We start from the raw sequence: 15975 nt of genomic DNA, 5'->3' as shown, positions 1-15975 counted from the left end.
GTTTATGTCCAGTAACGAGATCCGGGAAGCATTTCTGGGGTATTTTGAGCAAAGAGCACATCGACGCGTTGCCAGTGCCTCTCTGATTCCAGCTAACGATCCCACGTTACTGTTTACCAATGCAGGGATGGTCCCTTTTAAAGACTGCTTTTTAGGTACTGATAAGCGAGATTACAAGCGAGCAACCTCGTCACAGCGCTGTGTTCGAGCTGGTGGAAAACATAATGATTTAGATAATGTCGGCTACACAGCACGTCATCACACATTTTTCGAAATGTTAGGTAACTTCAGTTTTGGCGATTATTTCAAGCAAGAAGCGATAGAGTTTGCATGGGACTTTTTGACCAAAGAATTGCAGCTTCCTGCAGAAAAGTTGTGGGTTACTGTTTATAAAGATGATCAAGAAGCAGAAGACATTTGGTTTAATAAAATTGGCATAGACCAAACTCGCTTTTCTCGTCTAGGAGAAAAAGATAACTATTGGTCGATGGGCGATACTGGTCCCTGTGGACCTTGCTCAGAGATTTTTTACGATCATGGGGAAGACGTTGCAGGAGGTCCGCCTGGATCACCAGAAGAAGACGGTGACAGATACATAGAAATTTGGAACCTCGTCTTTATGCAATTTAATCGCAAGAAAGATGGAACCATGGAGCCTTTGCCAACACCGTCTGTTGATACAGGCATGGGGTTAGAGCGTATCGCTGCTGTGATGCAGAATGTTCATAGTAATTATGAAATTGATCTATTTGATGACTTGATCAAGTCAATTGCGGATATTCTCAAAGTCACGGATCATAATAATAAATCATTACGCGTGATAGCCGACCATATTCGATCGACGGCCTTTTTAATTATTGATGGCGTCGTACCTGGAAACGAAGGTCGAGGTTATGTGTTAAGACGTATTATGCGTCGTGCAATTCGACACGGCCATAAACTGGGCGCACAAGAAGCTTTCTTTTATAAGGTTGTCGCTGCGCTGGCACAACAAATGGGTGGAGCTTATCCAGAGTTGAAGGAAAAACTCTCGGTCATAGAACAAACCATCTTACGAGAAGAAGAACAATTCGCAAGAACCCTCGACAATGGTATGAAAATACTCGAGCAGGACTTAGAGAACCTAAAGGGCACGCAAATTTCTGGCGAAACCGTTTTTAAGTTGTACGATACTTATGGTTTTCCTGTTGATTTAACCGCTGATATTGCTCGAGAAAAAGAGTTGACGATTGATGAGTCTGGCTTCGAAAAATTAATGGCAGAACAAAAAAAGCAGTCTCAAGCGGCAGGGCAGTTCGGAAAAGATTACAACGATAATTTAGACATTGATTTAACCACCGAGTTCGTGGGTTATTCGGCATTAGAAAACTCCGCTGAAATTGCTGGTTTGTACCTTGATGATAATCCGGTAAACACATTAGCAGAAGGAAACAAAGGCTTGCTACTGACTCAAACCACTTGCTTTTATGCTGAATCAGGTGGACAAGCAGGCGATCAAGGTGAAATTTCTACAGCAACTGGCACCGCTCGGGTGCTCGATACCGTTAAAGTAAATAATGCGTTTGCTCATCAGGTTGAGGTTGTTTCTGGTTCGATTCAGGCAGGGCAAGAAGCACAGTTCACAGTAGATACTGCGAAACGATCTGCCACTGCAAAACATCACTCGGCAACGCATTTAATTCACGCTGCTTTACGTGAAATTTTAGGTGAGCATGTTGTTCAAAAGGGGTCATTGGTCGATGAACACCGCTTACGATTCGATTTTTCGCATCCAGAGGCAATGACTGCTGAACAACTCGAGGCTGTGGAGCGTCGAGTAAACGAAGAAATCATTAAGAACCATTCCGTTACCGCTGAAATCATGACAATGGATCAAGCAAAGTCACATGGAGCCATGGCGTTGTTCGGTGAAAAGTATGGCGACGAAGTCCGTGTTTTGACCATGGGTCCTTTCTCAGTCGAGTTGTGTGGTGGTACTCATGTTGATAAAACTGGGGATATCGGTTTTTTCAAAATTGTACAAGAGCAGGGGATCGCGTCCGGAGTTCGACGGGTCGAAGCCGTTGCCGGTTTAGTCGCTCTTGATTATGTTCAAAAACAACAAAATATGCTCAACACCTTGTCAGCTAAATTAAGAGCCGAACCAGCAAAGCTTGAAGAAAAAGTAGACGCTTTGATTAATCGAGGTAAGGAGCTTGAGAAGAGCTTGATACAACTTCAAAGCAAACTTGCTGCAAATCAAGGCTCTGAGCTAGTCAATGAAGCCGTCGAAGTTAAAGGTATTAAGCTGATTGCTAAGAAACTAGAAGGCGTAGAAGTTAAGTCACTACGCGACCTGCTAGATCAACTCAAAAACAAGCTTCAGTCCGGTGTAGTCGTTTTAGGTGTCGAGAATGATGGTAAAGCAAACTTGATTGTTGGCGTAACCAAAGATCTCACCCAAAGCATTAAAGCGGGTGATATTGTTAAGCAATTAGCAGAGCAGGTTGGTGGAAAAGGAGGCGGCCGTCCAGATATGGCTCAAGCGGGAGGCTCGAACCCCGAGAATCTAGACAAAGCCATTGCCTCAGCAGAAGGATTAGTGGCTGAACTACTGTAAAGTATTACATTAGGTTGGCTTTTTAACTTATTGATTATTAATGGATAATTTCATCAGATTCACTGGCAAAACTAATAAAGTTTTCGCGAGTGAATCTGTGTTCTATACTTAAGCGTAAATAAATAGTAACCGTAGAGCTCTATGAGCACTGCCATCCAAATTAATTGGCAAGCCTACGATAAAAGGCTCTATGATTTAACTGACATATTTAAAAGCAGGGATTCGCTGTATAAAGTACTCAGGTTCTATCTTCTTGAGCAAAACTCTTCGAATACGCGTTTTCTGCACGATTTTTAGCCGCTTACTAACCGTTACATATTGGAACTGATGAAACTATCAACAAGTTAGTAACTTACTGTTATAATGCGGCGCCTCATATCAAGTGCTGTAATTTTCCCTGTCGCTAGGGAGTCAATAAGGAGAGTTAGGATGTTAATTTTAACAAGACGTGTTGGTGAAACACTGATGATTGGTGACGAAGTGACCGTTACTGTTCTCGGTGTTAAAGGTAATCAAGTGCGAATTGGTGTGAATGCACCCAAAGAAGTTTCTGTTCACCGCGAAGAAATTTACCTAAGAATTCAGCGTGAAAAAGAAATGTCTGGAAATTCAGACGAATAAGTTCGATTAAGGGTTGCAATTTAATTTTAATAAGGTAATATTTGCCGCCGCTGAGAGGAGAGATGGCCGAGCGGCTGAAGGCGCTCCCCTGCTAAGGGAGTATACGGTTTATCCCGTATCGAGGGTTCGAATCCCTCTCTCTCCGCCACTTACTTTTTATCGTTTTGTTAAGATTTTTAGTAAGATTTCAGCAACCATTGCGCTATTAAAAATGAGTTCATTATTTTGTTGACAAGACAAAATCACAACATCATAATAGCGCCCCTCTCGAGAGAGGGAAAACGACGCGCACGTAGCTCAGCTGGATAGAGTACCTGGCTACGAACCAGGCGGTCGGAGGTTCGAATCCTTCCGTGCGCGCCAAATACGAAATCAACATTTTTGATGTTGAAGCGAAAACCGCAAGCACTTTGTGTTTGCGGTTTTTTTATATCCGAGACTTTTTATTATTGTCTTAAATGCTCCTGAGTCATTTATCTCTCGAAATGGTTATCTTTCGAAACACCGCACAAATAAGTAGATTTGTACCCGGAATCATCAACAGAAGAATAGATCGAAGTTGATAGAAACAAGAATAGCAACAACTAAGAGTCCCAGAGTTACAATTTAACCGAGAGAGTTATTGGCTTTTGGGTTAATTCCAATCGCATTTTCACAGCTATTGGGATTGTTTACAGTGGGATCTATTATCTTGATAGTTCTCTATGAAGTACTCGAAAGAGGGCTATACGTAGGCTTTAATTTCGCTTGGGGAATTATGCCTTACGATTCAATAGTCGAAAATAAAAAAAAGCTCATTGGTCGTTAAGCAGAGGACTTGATGCAGATTCTTGAGTATGGCTCATATTCAATGAGCCATCGGATAATTCAATTAATCGTGTTTGCTTCTATCGATCAAGTAAATAACGGTAGAATTATTCTTTAAATCATTGTTAGTTGCGATCTCCAGTACCGCCAGTTCTGGATTTTGAATACTTAAGCCGGCAAAGCTGGTAATTCCTTCTATTATTTTTTCTGGTGAGTCGACATTTAAATGGAATTTACAAGTAGAAGCTTTGCACTCAACATTTGATGAAGTAAATTGTTGACTAAATTCTGGACTAAAAATAATTTCGTTTATACTACTTTCTTTAATATTGGCCCAAGCAGATTCCCTTGTTTCATCGTCAAAGACACTTTTTATTGCATTCGCACTCACTGTAGGAGCGTCTAAAGAGTCAGCATCAATTCTATCGATGCTTGAAGAAAATTCATCGACTTTATTGTTGTCAGGTAAAGAAGTATTTACTTTACTGGAGGGCGAGGGTGCTGTTTGCTTACTTCCAGCTAGTGTTTTTGTCTCTTCTAGGCTTTCAGAGATGCCTTTTAACTCTTTATCGTCAATTTTACAGTCGATATTTGAAATTGAGCTCTGAATGGTAGGTACAGAGTTGATTGATGAAAAAGTAAAAAAGATTACTGACGTTGCCACGCAGCCAAGTAGAAAAAAGAGAAAGTTAACTTTGTTCATATATTTATACCTGAAAGGCCGCAAATGCGGCCAAGTTTAATTATCGTGGAAAGGTAACAACTTTACATGAAGGCATAGCATCATCGCTCACGAAGCAGATTTCAACACCTGAGGTTGAGCGGTAACATTTTGCAGTCGCAGCGTAGCTAATAGATGCGCTGAAAGCTAATACTGTTGTTAGTACAAGTCCAATAGTTTTGTTTTTCATTTTAATATCTCCTAATTTAAATTAAGTGCTAGTAATAGCGGCTTCGATACTTAATTCGTTGGAAGTTACTTTCAATTACATTTACTGGAACTGCTGATATAAGTCACTGTTTTTTTATGTTTAATCTCATTATTCGAACTTGTTGTGAGCGTAACTTGAAAACTTATGTCCTTTCATTACGCGCATACAGCTGAATAACAATGATATTTACTTTGTTGGTTGATTTATGTACAGGTGCGCCCACGATTAAGGTTTATTTGTTTGTTTTACCTGTATATTTCCTGTTTACTTAACATATGTACTTAAAAATCAATAAGATATGATGAACATCAGCTATGCATTGAGGAGCAATAAGCTAGGGAATAATGATTTTTGAAGGCCCTTTCCTTCTTGAAGATCCTCGTACAACGTTGGGCACTAAAGAACGTTGCCGAATGCTACTTAAGCAGATACTATGCATTAACTATTACGACTTATTAGATTGTCAGGTTGTCGCTTAATGTTGGACATTTTGAATCAGTATTCAGACTATATTATCGTATCAATACTCGCATTGTTGATTGTGTCCTTGGTCGTCATTTTAAGGGTTTTATTGCAGCAAAAAGCACTGCTTAAATTGATCTCTGCTCGAGACCAACATGATACCCAGGTAGCATCAGCAATAACGTCGCTACGGGAATTTCAAATTGACCGATTCGCCGAAGCACAATCGAAAACCGATAAGGCGTTTGTCGAAATACGCTCGGAGCTCATTTCATCTATTAATCAGTTAAAAGAAGCTTTATTACTTCAGCAAAACGGTTTTGAATCGAAGGTCGCCGAAAAACTTGAGCAAAATAAATTAGATGTTGCACAAAAGCTTTCTGACAGCCGATTTTCTCAGCAACAAAGTCTCGTTGAGTTTAAAGAAAATATTCTAAATGCGTTAACGACGATTGAACAGACAAGTGCAAAAACCCAGCTAGAATTGCGGAACCAATTGATAGAAGAGCTGCGAAAATCTATCAAAGATATTCGTGCGGAATTAACCCAAACGTTAACGAATAACTCAGATAATTTATTAAAAGGAATGGGAGAGCTAACAAAATCAACGGACGAACGGTTAAAAGATATCAGCGGACAGGTAGAAAAACGTTTAAGTGATGGCTTTGAAAAGACGACTCAAACTTTTAACGATGTATTAAAGCGATTAGCATTAATTGATGATGCTCAGAAGAAAATTACCGAACTGTCTTCTAACGTCGTAAGCTTGCAACAAGTTTTGGCCGACAAACGTTCGCGTGGTGCGTTCGGCGAAATTCAACTCAATGCATTGGTCAGAAATGTATTGCCTGAAGCCAACTTTTCGATTCAGCATAAACTATCGAATGATAAAATAGCTGACTGCATTTTGTTTTTACCTGATCCGACAGGGCATGTCGTCATTGATGCAAAGTTTCCTTTAGAAGCCTATCAAAAGATGACTGATTTTGAGACGTCAGATGCCGATAGGTCGACCGCTTCACGACAATTCAAGCAAGATATAAAAAAGCATATTAAAGATATTAAAGAGAAATACATTATTGAAGGCGAAACGGCCAATGGTGCAATGATGTTTATACCTGCAGAAGCTGTTTTTGCAGAAATTCACGGTCACTTTCCTGATTTGGTTGAATTGGCGCATAAAGAAAAAGTATGGATGGTCTCGCCAACGACTATGATGGCTATCTTAACCACGGCCAGCGCTGTGATAAAAGATGAAGCGACCCGTAAACAAGTTCATATCATTCAAGAGCACTTGGGTTACCTTTCCGAAGACTTTGGTCGATTCAAGACCAGAATGGACAATCTTTCAAAGCATATAGGACAAGTGAGTAAAGATGTCGACCAAATCAATACGTCTGCGCAAAAGATAACCAGTCGATTCCGGAAGATTGAGAAGGTCGATCTGCCAGAAGAAGATCAACCTGAGTTATTAAAATAATCTCATTAATAAATAAAAATAAGTGCTTGTGCGATGATGTCTATTATTAGGCAAATTATTAAGCAAAATGTCTTGGTTAATTTCTGCAATCTTACTGAGATTAGCTATATTTAAAGTGATGTAATAAATACCGGAGAAGTTCGTGGGCAACCCTTCATCTGTTTCTAAGTACTTGTCTGATCAAGCTATTGATTTTTCTACCGTCGAATTGACTAAGAATGAACGCGGTCAATTTACCGATGGTGAACACACAATCGAGCAATCTCAGATTCTAAGAGGCGTAATGATGACGGCAGCAGGGGTACGTTATCTAGCCGTTTTACCAGCCAGTTATCTTCTTGATTTTGAAGTATTAAAGCGAATTGAAAATAAAGAATTTACCGTTGTGACCGAGCAAGGCGGAGACCCAGTTTTGAGCCGCTTTTCAAAGCATAAATTGCCAGTGCTCCCGGATCTACTCAATCTAATCGGCCTTATTGACGAGTCGGTTTTTCACCTAGAACAGGCGTATATCTACACTGAAAAAGATGCTCAGTTAGTAAAGTTATCAAAAGAATCTCTCCATAAACTGTTAGCAGCATGTGAGCGTCTATCTTTTGCCTGTGGCGATGACAAGCTGTATTCGCGTAAAAGTGCCCAACAAGATGTGACGGAAACCGTCAATCAATTTACACCTATTCGAATTAAACAGCGCATTGATGAAACTTTTGACCTGCCAGCAATGCCTGATATTGCGCAAGAAATTATGAGATTGCGAGTCGACCCCAGCGCCGATGCGAAAAAATTAGGGGCTATAGTTATGCGTGATCCCAGTCTTGCAGCGCAAATAATTAGCTGGGCTAGCTCACCTTATTATGGTTATAAAGGGACGATTGATTCCGTCGAAACCGCTATATCACGAGTGTTAGGTTTTGACTTGGTGATGAATCTTGCTTTGGGAATATCAATTGGTAAATCGTTGAATGTGCCAGAGAACGGCCCATTGGGCATTCAAGCATTTTGGCGGCAAGCGGTGTACTCAGCAAGTTTGGTCGAGAAATTGTGTTTGATGATTCCTCCTAAGCAACGGCCAGAGAGAGGATTAGCCTATTTAGCGGGTCTTTTGCATAATTTCGGGCATTTACTTCTGGGTCATTTATTTCCTCCGCAGTTTAATCTCATTAACTCATATATTGAAGCGAACCCTGGGATTAGACTCGAAGACATTGAGCATTTTGTAATGGGCGTCACCCATCAAGAGATTGGTGCTTGGCTAATGAAAAACTGGCATATGCCCGATGAATTAATCGTTGCTGTGCGCTGGCACCATCAAGAAGAGTTTTGGAGCAAACATGCGGTGTATTCGAATTTGGTGTTACTGTCGAATCGATTGTTAAAGAGAATAGAGATGGGAGATGAAACCGCTCGACGATTACCTCAATCAACCCTAGAACTGCTCGAACTTGATGAAGAGCAGGTTAATACAAGTTTTGATCAGCTACTTGAAGAGCGTGAATCTCTCGATCTTATGTCTCGCCAGTTGGTTGCATAGCTCCGGTTGGTTGCATAAGTGATGTGTGACTAACGTTTACTGACATTCATTAGTACTGTTTTTAACGAAAGGGAAGGCGTTGATTTAAATAATTAAGGTAATCATCAAGCTCTGTCTCTTCTTGCTTGAATAGCCGACCAATTTGTTTTTCGAGTGCGGCGTTAAAGTAACGGTAATAAGAGGTAAGTTTGTAAGGCCTAAACCCTCGACGTACTTTGTGCTCTCCTTGAACCCCTGGGTTAAATCGCTGCAAGCCTTTCTTGATTGCTAGCTCTATTCCGCGATAGTAACAACATTCAAAATGTAAGCCTTGATCGTCTAAAATACTTCCATAGTATCTGCCAAACAAAGTTGAGTTGTCGCTTAGAAATAACGCAGCAGCAACAGGTTGCTCTCCCTCATAGGCGAACAGTAAATGTACTTGGTTTTTGTTGAGTGTCAGCCAGCGTTGAAAAAACTCTTGGTTAAGATAACCATAATGCCCTGAGCGTTTCATATAAGTTCGCTGATAAAAAGGCACAAACTGATCAATGACGGTTGGTGTCAAGTGATCGCCATTTTTCCAGTCGAATTGTAAATCAAGGCTTTGAATCTTTCGTCTTTCGCGTCGAACTTCTTTTGCGCGTTTTTGGCTTAAATCGCTTAAAAAATCATCAAACGATTGATACTGGTTATTTTCCCATTCAAACTGAATAGATTGCCGTGCTATGCATAATGGCTCTAGAACGTCTGATAGCGCTTGATGCGGGTATAGAAATTGAGCAGTCAAAATCGACTGTTTACCTAAGGACTCTAGTAAGGTTTCCACTGACTGTCGGAGATTGTCATGAGAAGTACTCGACTGAGCATGGAAAGCTGGGCTACTCATCGAAATGGGTGTAAATGGAAGTTGGCTTACCCACTTTGGGTAGTAGGCGTAACCAGCCTGCATTATTGCGTCTGCAATGGACCAGTCAAAAATAAACTCTCCATAGGAATGATCTTTAAGGTAGCCAGGAATTACCAACGAGTGCTGCGGGTTGTAGTAGTGGTGAGCTTGCCAACCTCTTGCCTTGATCGTTGAGCCTGACTCTTCTAACGCTTCAAAGAAGCTCGGTGTGTAAAAAGGACATGTATTTCCATCAGTTTTTTCAACCAATGCTTCTAGATCGCTAAAGCGGTGTTTAAAATTTATCGGTTCAGATTGCATTCAGTTTCCAACGATTACACTGTCAGCATAGTTGATATATAGTGATTTCTGTCTAGTATGAGTGATAGGTTGCCTGAGTTTCAAGGAGTGAACACCAGTGAGGCTAAATTGACAAATTTATATTGCTAATGCAAGATGCGGATAACTTAAATATCGAAAGAAATCAGTCGATTGCGAGAGGTAAATGGTTAATAAATCTATATTATTAAGCTTTTTAATATTCACTGGCTCTTTTCTATGGGCAGCAGAGAATAAAGCGGCTTGTGAAAATATTTCGAAGGCTCAAGCTGTTTCGATTGCGCAGTCAGCGATTAAAGGAAAAGCTTTGTCAGCCAGCCGTTCAAAACGCGGTGATACCGTAGTATACCGGGTGAAAGTTTTATTAGAAAATGGACGTGTGCGAACCATTTTGGTCGATGGTTGCAAAGGTCAAGTTATCAAAGTGGACTAGTCGTTGAATTGGACTGATTTATGAAAGTACTCATAGTAGAAGACGAAGCAGCAATCCAAGAGCAATTAAAGAAAGCTCTTAACAAAGAAGGTTATGCCGTTGACCAAGCGTTTGATGGCGAAGATGGCCTTTATTTTGCCACCGAGTATCCATTAGACATGGCAATAATTGATATCGGCCTCCCAAAACTTAATGGTTTGGATCTTATTTCAAAAATCCGTGAGGCAGACCATTCTTTTCCCATATTAATATTAACGGCGCGCTCTCGATGGCAAGAGAAAGTCGACGGTTTGTCCCGCGGTGCTGACGATTATTTGGTAAAACCCTTTCAGATCGAAGAGTTGCTCGCTCGAGTTAATGCGTTGCTGCGTCGATCGTCAGGATTTGCTACCCCTATCATTTCGCGTGGACCAATAGAGTTGAACTCGAATAATAAGCAAATTCGCATGCACGGTGAAGAGCTAGAGTTAACGGCCTATGAATATAAGGTCTTGGAATACCTAATGATGAATCCAGACAAGGTTGTTAGTAAAACTGAACTGACCGAGCATCTCTATGAGCAAGATCATGACAAAGACAGTAATGTACTTGAAGTGTTTGTTCGAAGACTAAGAAAAAAGTTGGACCCGGATGGTCAATTGTCTCCCATAGAAACATTAAGAGGGCGAGGGTACCGAATAAACCCGAATTTATAACTACCCATGCGCTATTCTTTCAAACTTAGACTGACACTGGTCTCCTTTTTCTCGTTGATTTTTTTAGCCAGCGGAGTTGCTTATTTTTTAGAGCGAGCATTCGATAATAGCTTGACGACTCAATTAAATGAGCGAATGAAAACCCAGCTTCTAATGTTACTCACAGCGGCGGAAGAGGAAGAACCAGGAAAGTTATATTTACCTGAGGTTGTTCGAGAAGATACCTTCAATCAAATTGACAGTGGTAATTACGCTTTTGTCTATACGGGTGTCGGCCGAGAGCTATGGCGATCATTTAGTGCAGTCGATCTCGACTTACAGCTAGCTGAAGTCATTCCTACTGGAGACTATTTGTTCGATAGAGCCATTGTAAATAACGTAAAATTTTATCGTTTACGATACGCGGTTATTTGGGAAAGTTTTGATGGTTCAGAGCATTATTACCAGTTTACTTTGTTGCAAGAAAGTCATTTATTACAAGCGATTATCGATGACTTCCGAGTGACACTATGGAGTGGATTGTTTCTAGTGCTTATTCTGATGGTTCTTATTCAGTTACTAGCCCTTCATTGGGGTCTTAGACCGCTCGATTTAATTGCGTTTGATTTGAAAAAAATTGAATCTGGACAGCAACATTCTTTACAAGGCGACTACCCAAGAGAATTATATCCTTTGACGCAAAATCTTAACTTTTTAATCGAGGCAGAGAGACAGCAGCGAGAAAAATACCGCAACACGTTATCGAATTTGGCACACAGTTTAAAAACGCCTTTAGCTGTTATTAAAGGAGAAGTGCATGGTGGTACCACCGATCAAGCATTAGTAAACAGTCAAATTAATCGAATGGATGAAATTATTCAGTATCAACTTACCAGAGCTGTTTCTGGCTCTTCTGGAAGTATGCTTTCATCGGTTAATGTGGATATTTGTATTGAGAAAATTCTTTCCGCTTTAGAAAAAGTTTATCAAAGCAAATGCGTTAAATTTACCTATAAAGGCGATGCTTCAGCTCGATTTTTTGGTGATGAAGGCGATTTAATGGAGATGCTTGGTAATTTGCTTGATAACGCGGGTAAGTGGACGTCTGAAAATGTTTGGGTAGACGTGAACGCATCTTCCATTGATGTTGGGCATCAGCTTGAAATTTTTATTAAAGATGATGGCCCTGGCATACCAAAAGAAAAACATGAGCTGGTTTTACAAAGAGGCCATCGTTTAGATGAACAAACTGAAGGACAAGGAATTGGTCTATCAGTCGTCGCCGAATTGGTCCATCACTATGGTGGAACCATAGAAATAGATCCTTTATATACTGACGGAGCGTGCTTCAAAATTTGTTTTGTTTTTAAACGAGTTAATTAACGCGTGCGTAAAATTATTCATGTTGATATGGATTGTTTTTACGCCGCCGTCGAAGCCAGAGACAACCCAAATTTAAAAAATGTACCTTTAGCGGTGGGCGGCCGCTCAGATCGTCGAGGTGTCATAGCGACCTGCAACTACATCGCTCGTGAGTTTGGTGTTCACTCTGCGCTCTCATCCGCTATCGCAAAAAAGCGTTGCCCAGATTTGATCATTGTTCCCCCAAATCTCAATAAATACCGAAATGTTTCTAAACAAATACTAGAAATATTTTCTAGATACACGTCAATAATAGAGCCTCTCAGTCTTGATGAAGCCTACCTTGATGTGTCTGAAAGCACTAAATTTAAGGGAAGTGCCACTCTCATCGCGAAAGACTTAAAAGAAACGATTGAAGCCGAACTCAGTTTGACCGCGTCGGCAGGTGTTGCGCCTAATAAATTTTTAGCAAAGATCGCGAGTGATTGGAATAAACCGAATGGTTTGATGGTGATCACTCCAGAACAAGTTGAGTCATTTGTCTTTAACTTACCAGTGAATAAGATACACGGTGTAGGAAAAGTTACCGCACGTAAATTAAATAACTTAAACTTTCGCAGCTGTGGTGACTTGCAAGAAGCAAGTGAACGTTTTTTGACAGACAAATTCGGGCGCTTTGGTCGTTCGCTTTATCGTTATGCTCGAGGAATTGATGAACGAGAAGTGAAAAGCGAAAGAGAGCGTAAGTCAATCAGTGTTGAAAAGACCTTTTCTGAAGACTGTAAAGATATTAATGAAGTTTTGAATAAATTACCCGAACTTTTAGATAGCCTAAAATTAAGGATTGCGCGCGCAAAGTCTAATGATTTCCGTTCACTATTTATAAAGGTTAAATTTTCTGACTTTACAGTGATCACCCGAGAACGGAGAGCTGAATATTTATTATTGGACGTGTTAGAAGAGCTTATACGAGAAGGGATTGACTCGAAACCGAAAGGTGTACGTTTGTTAGGTGTTGGGGTAAGGTTAAATAGTCAGGTAGAAGGGGAGTTGGAGCAATTATCTTTACCTTTTTACTGACCTGAAAACCGACCTATTGGAAACGCTTATTTACTTTGAGACTATTTGGTAACTTTTGGTCATTTGACTTTAATCTTATTTCTTGATTTACTGCATCGCACAATTAGAATAAAACGAGTGAAGCGGTCTTCGTTTTGATAATAGATAAGAGAATATAATAATAAATAAGAGAATCTAATAATTATTAAGAGAAAATGGTTGTATAGCCAAGTAAATGTTTAAAAGCAACTATACTAGTTAGTCAAACATCAGCATGTTTCCTTGTTCACTAAGATGGACAGTTGTTTATAAAGTAAGACAGTTGTTCACAAAGTAAGACCATTATTCATAAAGTTAGACAGCTTTTCACAGAATTAGAAAGATAAAAAGATAGTGACTTCGATTGGGATAAAACGAAGTAGCTACAATTAAAATACAGCCAATGCTACGACTTGAGTCAGTTCGCTTAATCGAGCCTGAAATCTGCTCGACTCTTTGCACAAACTGAAGTATTGAATATTCGTCTTAAGGCTTGCTGTACTATCGACAAGCCAGTGTTAGCCAGAGAGCTATCAACATAGGGTTAGACTGCATTTTGATGTTAAAAAGTGAGGCTCGAATTGAGGCTCAGGGCTTTTGAGTAAGATGCAGTCTAGTTTACGCTATCGTTAAGATGATACGGGTTTGATTTATTGAGGAGGTTTCACGATGGGCAATTTCTTAGAGGGTTTATCATTAATGCTGATAGGTATGGGAACCGTGTTCGCATTTCTTACCTTGTTGGTCATCTTTATCACTCTGGCCTCTTCAATAATTACGCGATTTTTTCCTGAACAAACTTCCGAAGGGTCAGCTTCAGAAGCACAAACTGACCATGAGCTTTTAGCTGTTATCTCCGCCGCCATTCATCGCTTTAGAAATAAGTAACATTGCATGGCTCTACCACCGAGTCTTGAGAGAGAAGGATACTTATGAACAGTCAAAAACTAAAAATTACCGATGTCGTCTTACGTGATGCTCATCAATCTCTTTTTGCTACCAGGTTGCGAATAGATGATATGTTACCGATTGCCGAAAAACTGGATCAGGTAGGGTATTGGTCCGCTGAAACTTGGGGCGGTGCGACATTCGATTCTTGCATACGGTTTTTGGGAGAGGATCCTTGGGAACGTCTTAGATTATTAAAAAGTGCTATGCCCAATACTCCGATGCAGATGCTGTTTCGAGCTCAGAATATTCTAGGCTACCGTCATTATGCCGACGACGTTGTTCGAAAATTTGTTGAGCGTTGCGCTGTCAACGGGATGGATGTCTTTCGTGTTTTTGATGCTATGAACGACCCGAGAAATTTAGAGACTGCGATTAAAGCGGTAGTTGAGAACGAAAAACATGCGCAAGGCACCTTGTCTTATACGGTAAGCCCAGTCCATACCATCGATAAATGGGTAACAATGGCCAAGCAGTTAGAATCCATGGGGGCTCATTCCATTTGTATTAAAGACATGGCCGGTCTTTTAAAACCTTATGTTGCGCAAGACTTAGTGAGCCGTTTAAAAGAAGCGGTTTCGGTTCCTATTGCGTTACATTGTCATGCAACCACTGGTTTTAGCACGCCAACGATTTTGAAAGCCGTTGAAGCTAACGTAGACATGGTCGACACCAGTATTTCATCAATGAGCCTTACTTATGGACACTCACCTACAGAAACGATTGTTTCGATGTTTGAAGGAACGTCACGTGATACTCAGCTGAACTTAGATTTACTCGAAGAGATTGCCGCTTACTTTAGAGTGGTAAGAAAGAAGTATGCTAAATGGGAAGGCAGTCTTAAAGGAGTTGATGCTCGAATTATTCGCTCGCAAGTTCCTGGCGGTATGTTAACAAACATGGAAAACCAACTAAAAGAGCAGGGTGCGGAAGATAAATTCGACGAAGTATTAGCAGAGATTCCGAAGGTACGAGAAGATTTAGGGTTTATCCCTTTGGTGACCCCAACGTCGCAAATTGTTGGTACACAAGCCGTGCTCAACGTACTGTCTGGTGAACGCTATAAAAACATAAGCAAAGAAACGGCTGGTGTGCTTAAGGGTGAATATGGAGCAACACCAGCGCCGGTTAACGAATCATTGCAACAACGCGTGTTAGAGGGAAATGAAGCGATTACCTGTCGTCCTGCCGACTTATTAGAGGCAGAAATGGAAAAGCTCACGACTGAGCTTTTATCACTCGCTGACAAAGAGGGATTTGAAATTGAAGGCGAGGCTGTCGATTCGGTTTTAATTTATGCTTTGTTCCCTCAAATTGGTTTAAAGTTTTTAAAGAACAGAAACAACGCCGATGCATTTGAACCTGCACCTAGCGCTTCCGGTGATACAGCTTCATCCGTTTCTCAAAGTATCCAACATGGTAAAGCTTCTGGACCAGAAAATTATCAAGTGACTGTGAACGGAAAACAATACTCTGTAACGGTTGCTCCTGATGGTTCGGTCGCGCAAGTTAATGCTTCTTCTGCCGGATCGTCCAGTGCAGCATCATCCGCAACAGCATCGAGCACAACTGTTTCATCCGGTGCTACTTTAGCTGCGCCGTTAGCTGGCAATATATTTAAAGTTAATGTGAAGCAGGGCGATCAGGTTTCTGCTGGTCAAACAATCGTGGTTTTAGAAGCGATGAAAATGGAAACCGAAGTTAAAGCGCAACAAGATGGAGTGGTATCTAACGTGTTAGTTTCTGAAGGTGATGCCGTGAAAGTTGGCGATGTTTTGGTAGCGTTTTAAAGACGCATCGCTGCCACTGTAATTAGTTTTA

At 40.7% G+C, this 15975-nt stretch carries 12 protein-coding genes and 2 tRNA genes; 12 read left to right on the top strand and 2 right to left on the bottom strand.

The genetic code is table 11. The features are described from left to right. The first annotated feature begins 4 nt into the window (after nucleotides 1-4). From alaS to Q9312_RS03385, 4 genes are all read left to right on the top strand, one after another. The gene (alaS, locus tag Q9312_RS03400) at nucleotides 5-2599 is read left to right on the top strand and encodes an alanine--tRNA ligase (protein WP_309204544.1); all 2595 of its coding nucleotides are present in this window, start codon (nucleotides 5-7) and stop codon (nucleotides 2597-2599) included. A gap of 429 nt (nucleotides 2600-3028) precedes the next feature. Continuing rightward, a complete protein-coding gene (csrA, locus tag Q9312_RS03395) occupies nucleotides 3029-3220 on the top strand; it encodes a carbon storage regulator CsrA (RefSeq protein WP_309203140.1) in 192 nt (63 codons plus the stop codon). Nucleotides 3221-3276: 56 nt separating this feature from the next. Continuing rightward, nucleotides 3277-3368, top strand: a tRNA-Ser gene (locus Q9312_RS03390). A gap of 138 nt (nucleotides 3369-3506) precedes the next feature. Beyond that, nucleotides 3507-3583 (top strand) — tRNA-Arg (locus Q9312_RS03385). A 508-nt stretch (nucleotides 3584-4091) separates the two neighbouring features. Here Q9312_RS03385 and Q9312_RS03380 read toward each other — a convergent pair. After that, nucleotides 4092-4730, bottom strand: coding sequence for a hypothetical protein (locus Q9312_RS03380; protein ID WP_309203139.1), 639 nt, complete (start codon nucleotides 4728-4730; stop codon nucleotides 4092-4094). A gap of 707 nt (nucleotides 4731-5437) precedes the next feature. On the opposite strand from Q9312_RS03380, the gene Q9312_RS03375 reads away from it, so the two are divergent. Together Q9312_RS03375 and Q9312_RS03370 are read left to right on the top strand one after the other, a co-directional pair. Next, entirely contained in the window at nucleotides 5438-6901 is a 1464-nt protein-coding gene (locus Q9312_RS03375; RefSeq protein WP_309203138.1) for a DNA recombination protein RmuC, read from the top strand. A 142-nt stretch (nucleotides 6902-7043) separates the two neighbouring features. Beyond that, on the top strand, nucleotides 7044-8432 hold the full coding sequence (locus Q9312_RS03370; protein ID WP_309203137.1) for an aminoacyl-tRNA deacylase and HDOD domain-containing protein: 1389 nt from the start codon (nucleotides 7044-7046) through the stop codon (nucleotides 8430-8432). Nucleotides 8433-8493: 61 nt separating this feature from the next. Here Q9312_RS03370 and Q9312_RS03365 read toward each other — a convergent pair whose 3' ends face one another. Next, entirely contained in the window at nucleotides 8494-9621 is a 1128-nt protein-coding gene (locus Q9312_RS03365; protein ID WP_309203136.1) for a GNAT family N-acetyltransferase, read from the bottom strand. Between the two features lie 184 nt (nucleotides 9622-9805). On the opposite strand from Q9312_RS03365, the gene Q9312_RS03360 reads away from it, so the two are divergent. The 6 genes from Q9312_RS03360 to oadA all read left to right on the top strand — a co-directional run bounded on the left by Q9312_RS03360 (nucleotide 9806) and on the right by oadA (nucleotide 15944). Next, entirely contained in the window at nucleotides 9806-10072 is a 267-nt protein-coding gene (locus tag Q9312_RS03360; protein ID WP_309203135.1) for a PepSY domain-containing protein, read from the top strand. Nucleotides 10073-10092: 20 nt separating this feature from the next. Further along, entirely contained in the window at nucleotides 10093-10767 is a 675-nt protein-coding gene (locus tag Q9312_RS03355) for a response regulator transcription factor (RefSeq protein WP_309203134.1), read from the top strand. Between the two features lie 135 nt (nucleotides 10768-10902). Further along, entirely contained in the window at nucleotides 10903-12129 is a 1227-nt protein-coding gene (locus tag Q9312_RS03350) for an ATP-binding protein (protein WP_309203133.1), read from the top strand. A gap of 3 nt (nucleotides 12130-12132) precedes the next feature. Next, entirely contained in the window at nucleotides 12133-13188 is a 1056-nt protein-coding gene (gene dinB, locus Q9312_RS03345; protein ID WP_309203132.1) for a DNA polymerase IV, read from the top strand. Nucleotides 13189-13875: 687 nt separating this feature from the next. Continuing rightward, a complete protein-coding gene (locus Q9312_RS03340) occupies nucleotides 13876-14094 on the top strand; it encodes an OadG family protein (protein WP_309203130.1) in 219 nt (72 codons plus the stop codon). A 44-nt stretch (nucleotides 14095-14138) separates the two neighbouring features. Continuing rightward, nucleotides 14139-15944 carry a sodium-extruding oxaloacetate decarboxylase subunit alpha gene (gene oadA, locus Q9312_RS03335; RefSeq protein ID WP_309203129.1) on the top strand — a complete coding sequence of 602 codons (1806 nt, stop codon included), beginning with the start codon at nucleotides 14139-14141 and terminating at the stop codon, nucleotides 15942-15944. Nucleotides 15945-15975 lie beyond the last annotated feature (31 nt).

The organism is Pleionea litopenaei (assembly GCF_031198435.1).
Classification (GTDB): Bacteria; Pseudomonadota; Gammaproteobacteria; order Enterobacterales; family Kangiellaceae; genus Pleionea; species Pleionea litopenaei.
Note: the sequence above shows the minus strand (reverse complement) of the source record. Positions and strands in the feature narration are given on the sequence as shown.

Coding starts and splice junctions, on each gene's coding strand:
- alaS (WP_309204544.1), top strand. CDS start 5: ATGTCCAGTAACGAGATCCGGGAAGCATTTCTGGGGTATTTTGAGCAA.
- csrA (WP_309203140.1), top strand. CDS start 3,029: ATGTTAATTTTAACAAGACGTGTTGGTGAAACACTGATGATTGGTGAC.
- Q9312_RS03380 (WP_309203139.1), bottom strand. CDS start 4,730: ATGAACAAAGTTAACTTTCTCTTTTTTCTACTTGGCTGCGTGGCAACG.
- Q9312_RS03375 (WP_309203138.1), top strand. CDS start 5,438: ATGTTGGACATTTTGAATCAGTATTCAGACTATATTATCGTATCAATA.
- Q9312_RS03365 (WP_309203136.1), bottom strand. CDS start 9,621: ATGCAATCTGAACCGATAAATTTTAAACACCGCTTTAGCGATCTAGAA.
- Q9312_RS03360 (WP_309203135.1), top strand. CDS start 9,806: ATGGTTAATAAATCTATATTATTAAGCTTTTTAATATTCACTGGCTCT.
- Q9312_RS03355 (WP_309203134.1), top strand. CDS start 10,093: ATGAAAGTACTCATAGTAGAAGACGAAGCAGCAATCCAAGAGCAATTA.
- Q9312_RS03350 (WP_309203133.1), top strand. CDS start 10,903: ATGAAAACCCAGCTTCTAATGTTACTCACAGCGGCGGAAGAGGAAGAA.
- Q9312_RS03340 (WP_309203130.1), top strand. CDS start 13,876: ATGGGCAATTTCTTAGAGGGTTTATCATTAATGCTGATAGGTATGGGA.
- oadA (WP_309203129.1), top strand. CDS start 14,139: ATGAACAGTCAAAAACTAAAAATTACCGATGTCGTCTTACGTGATGCT.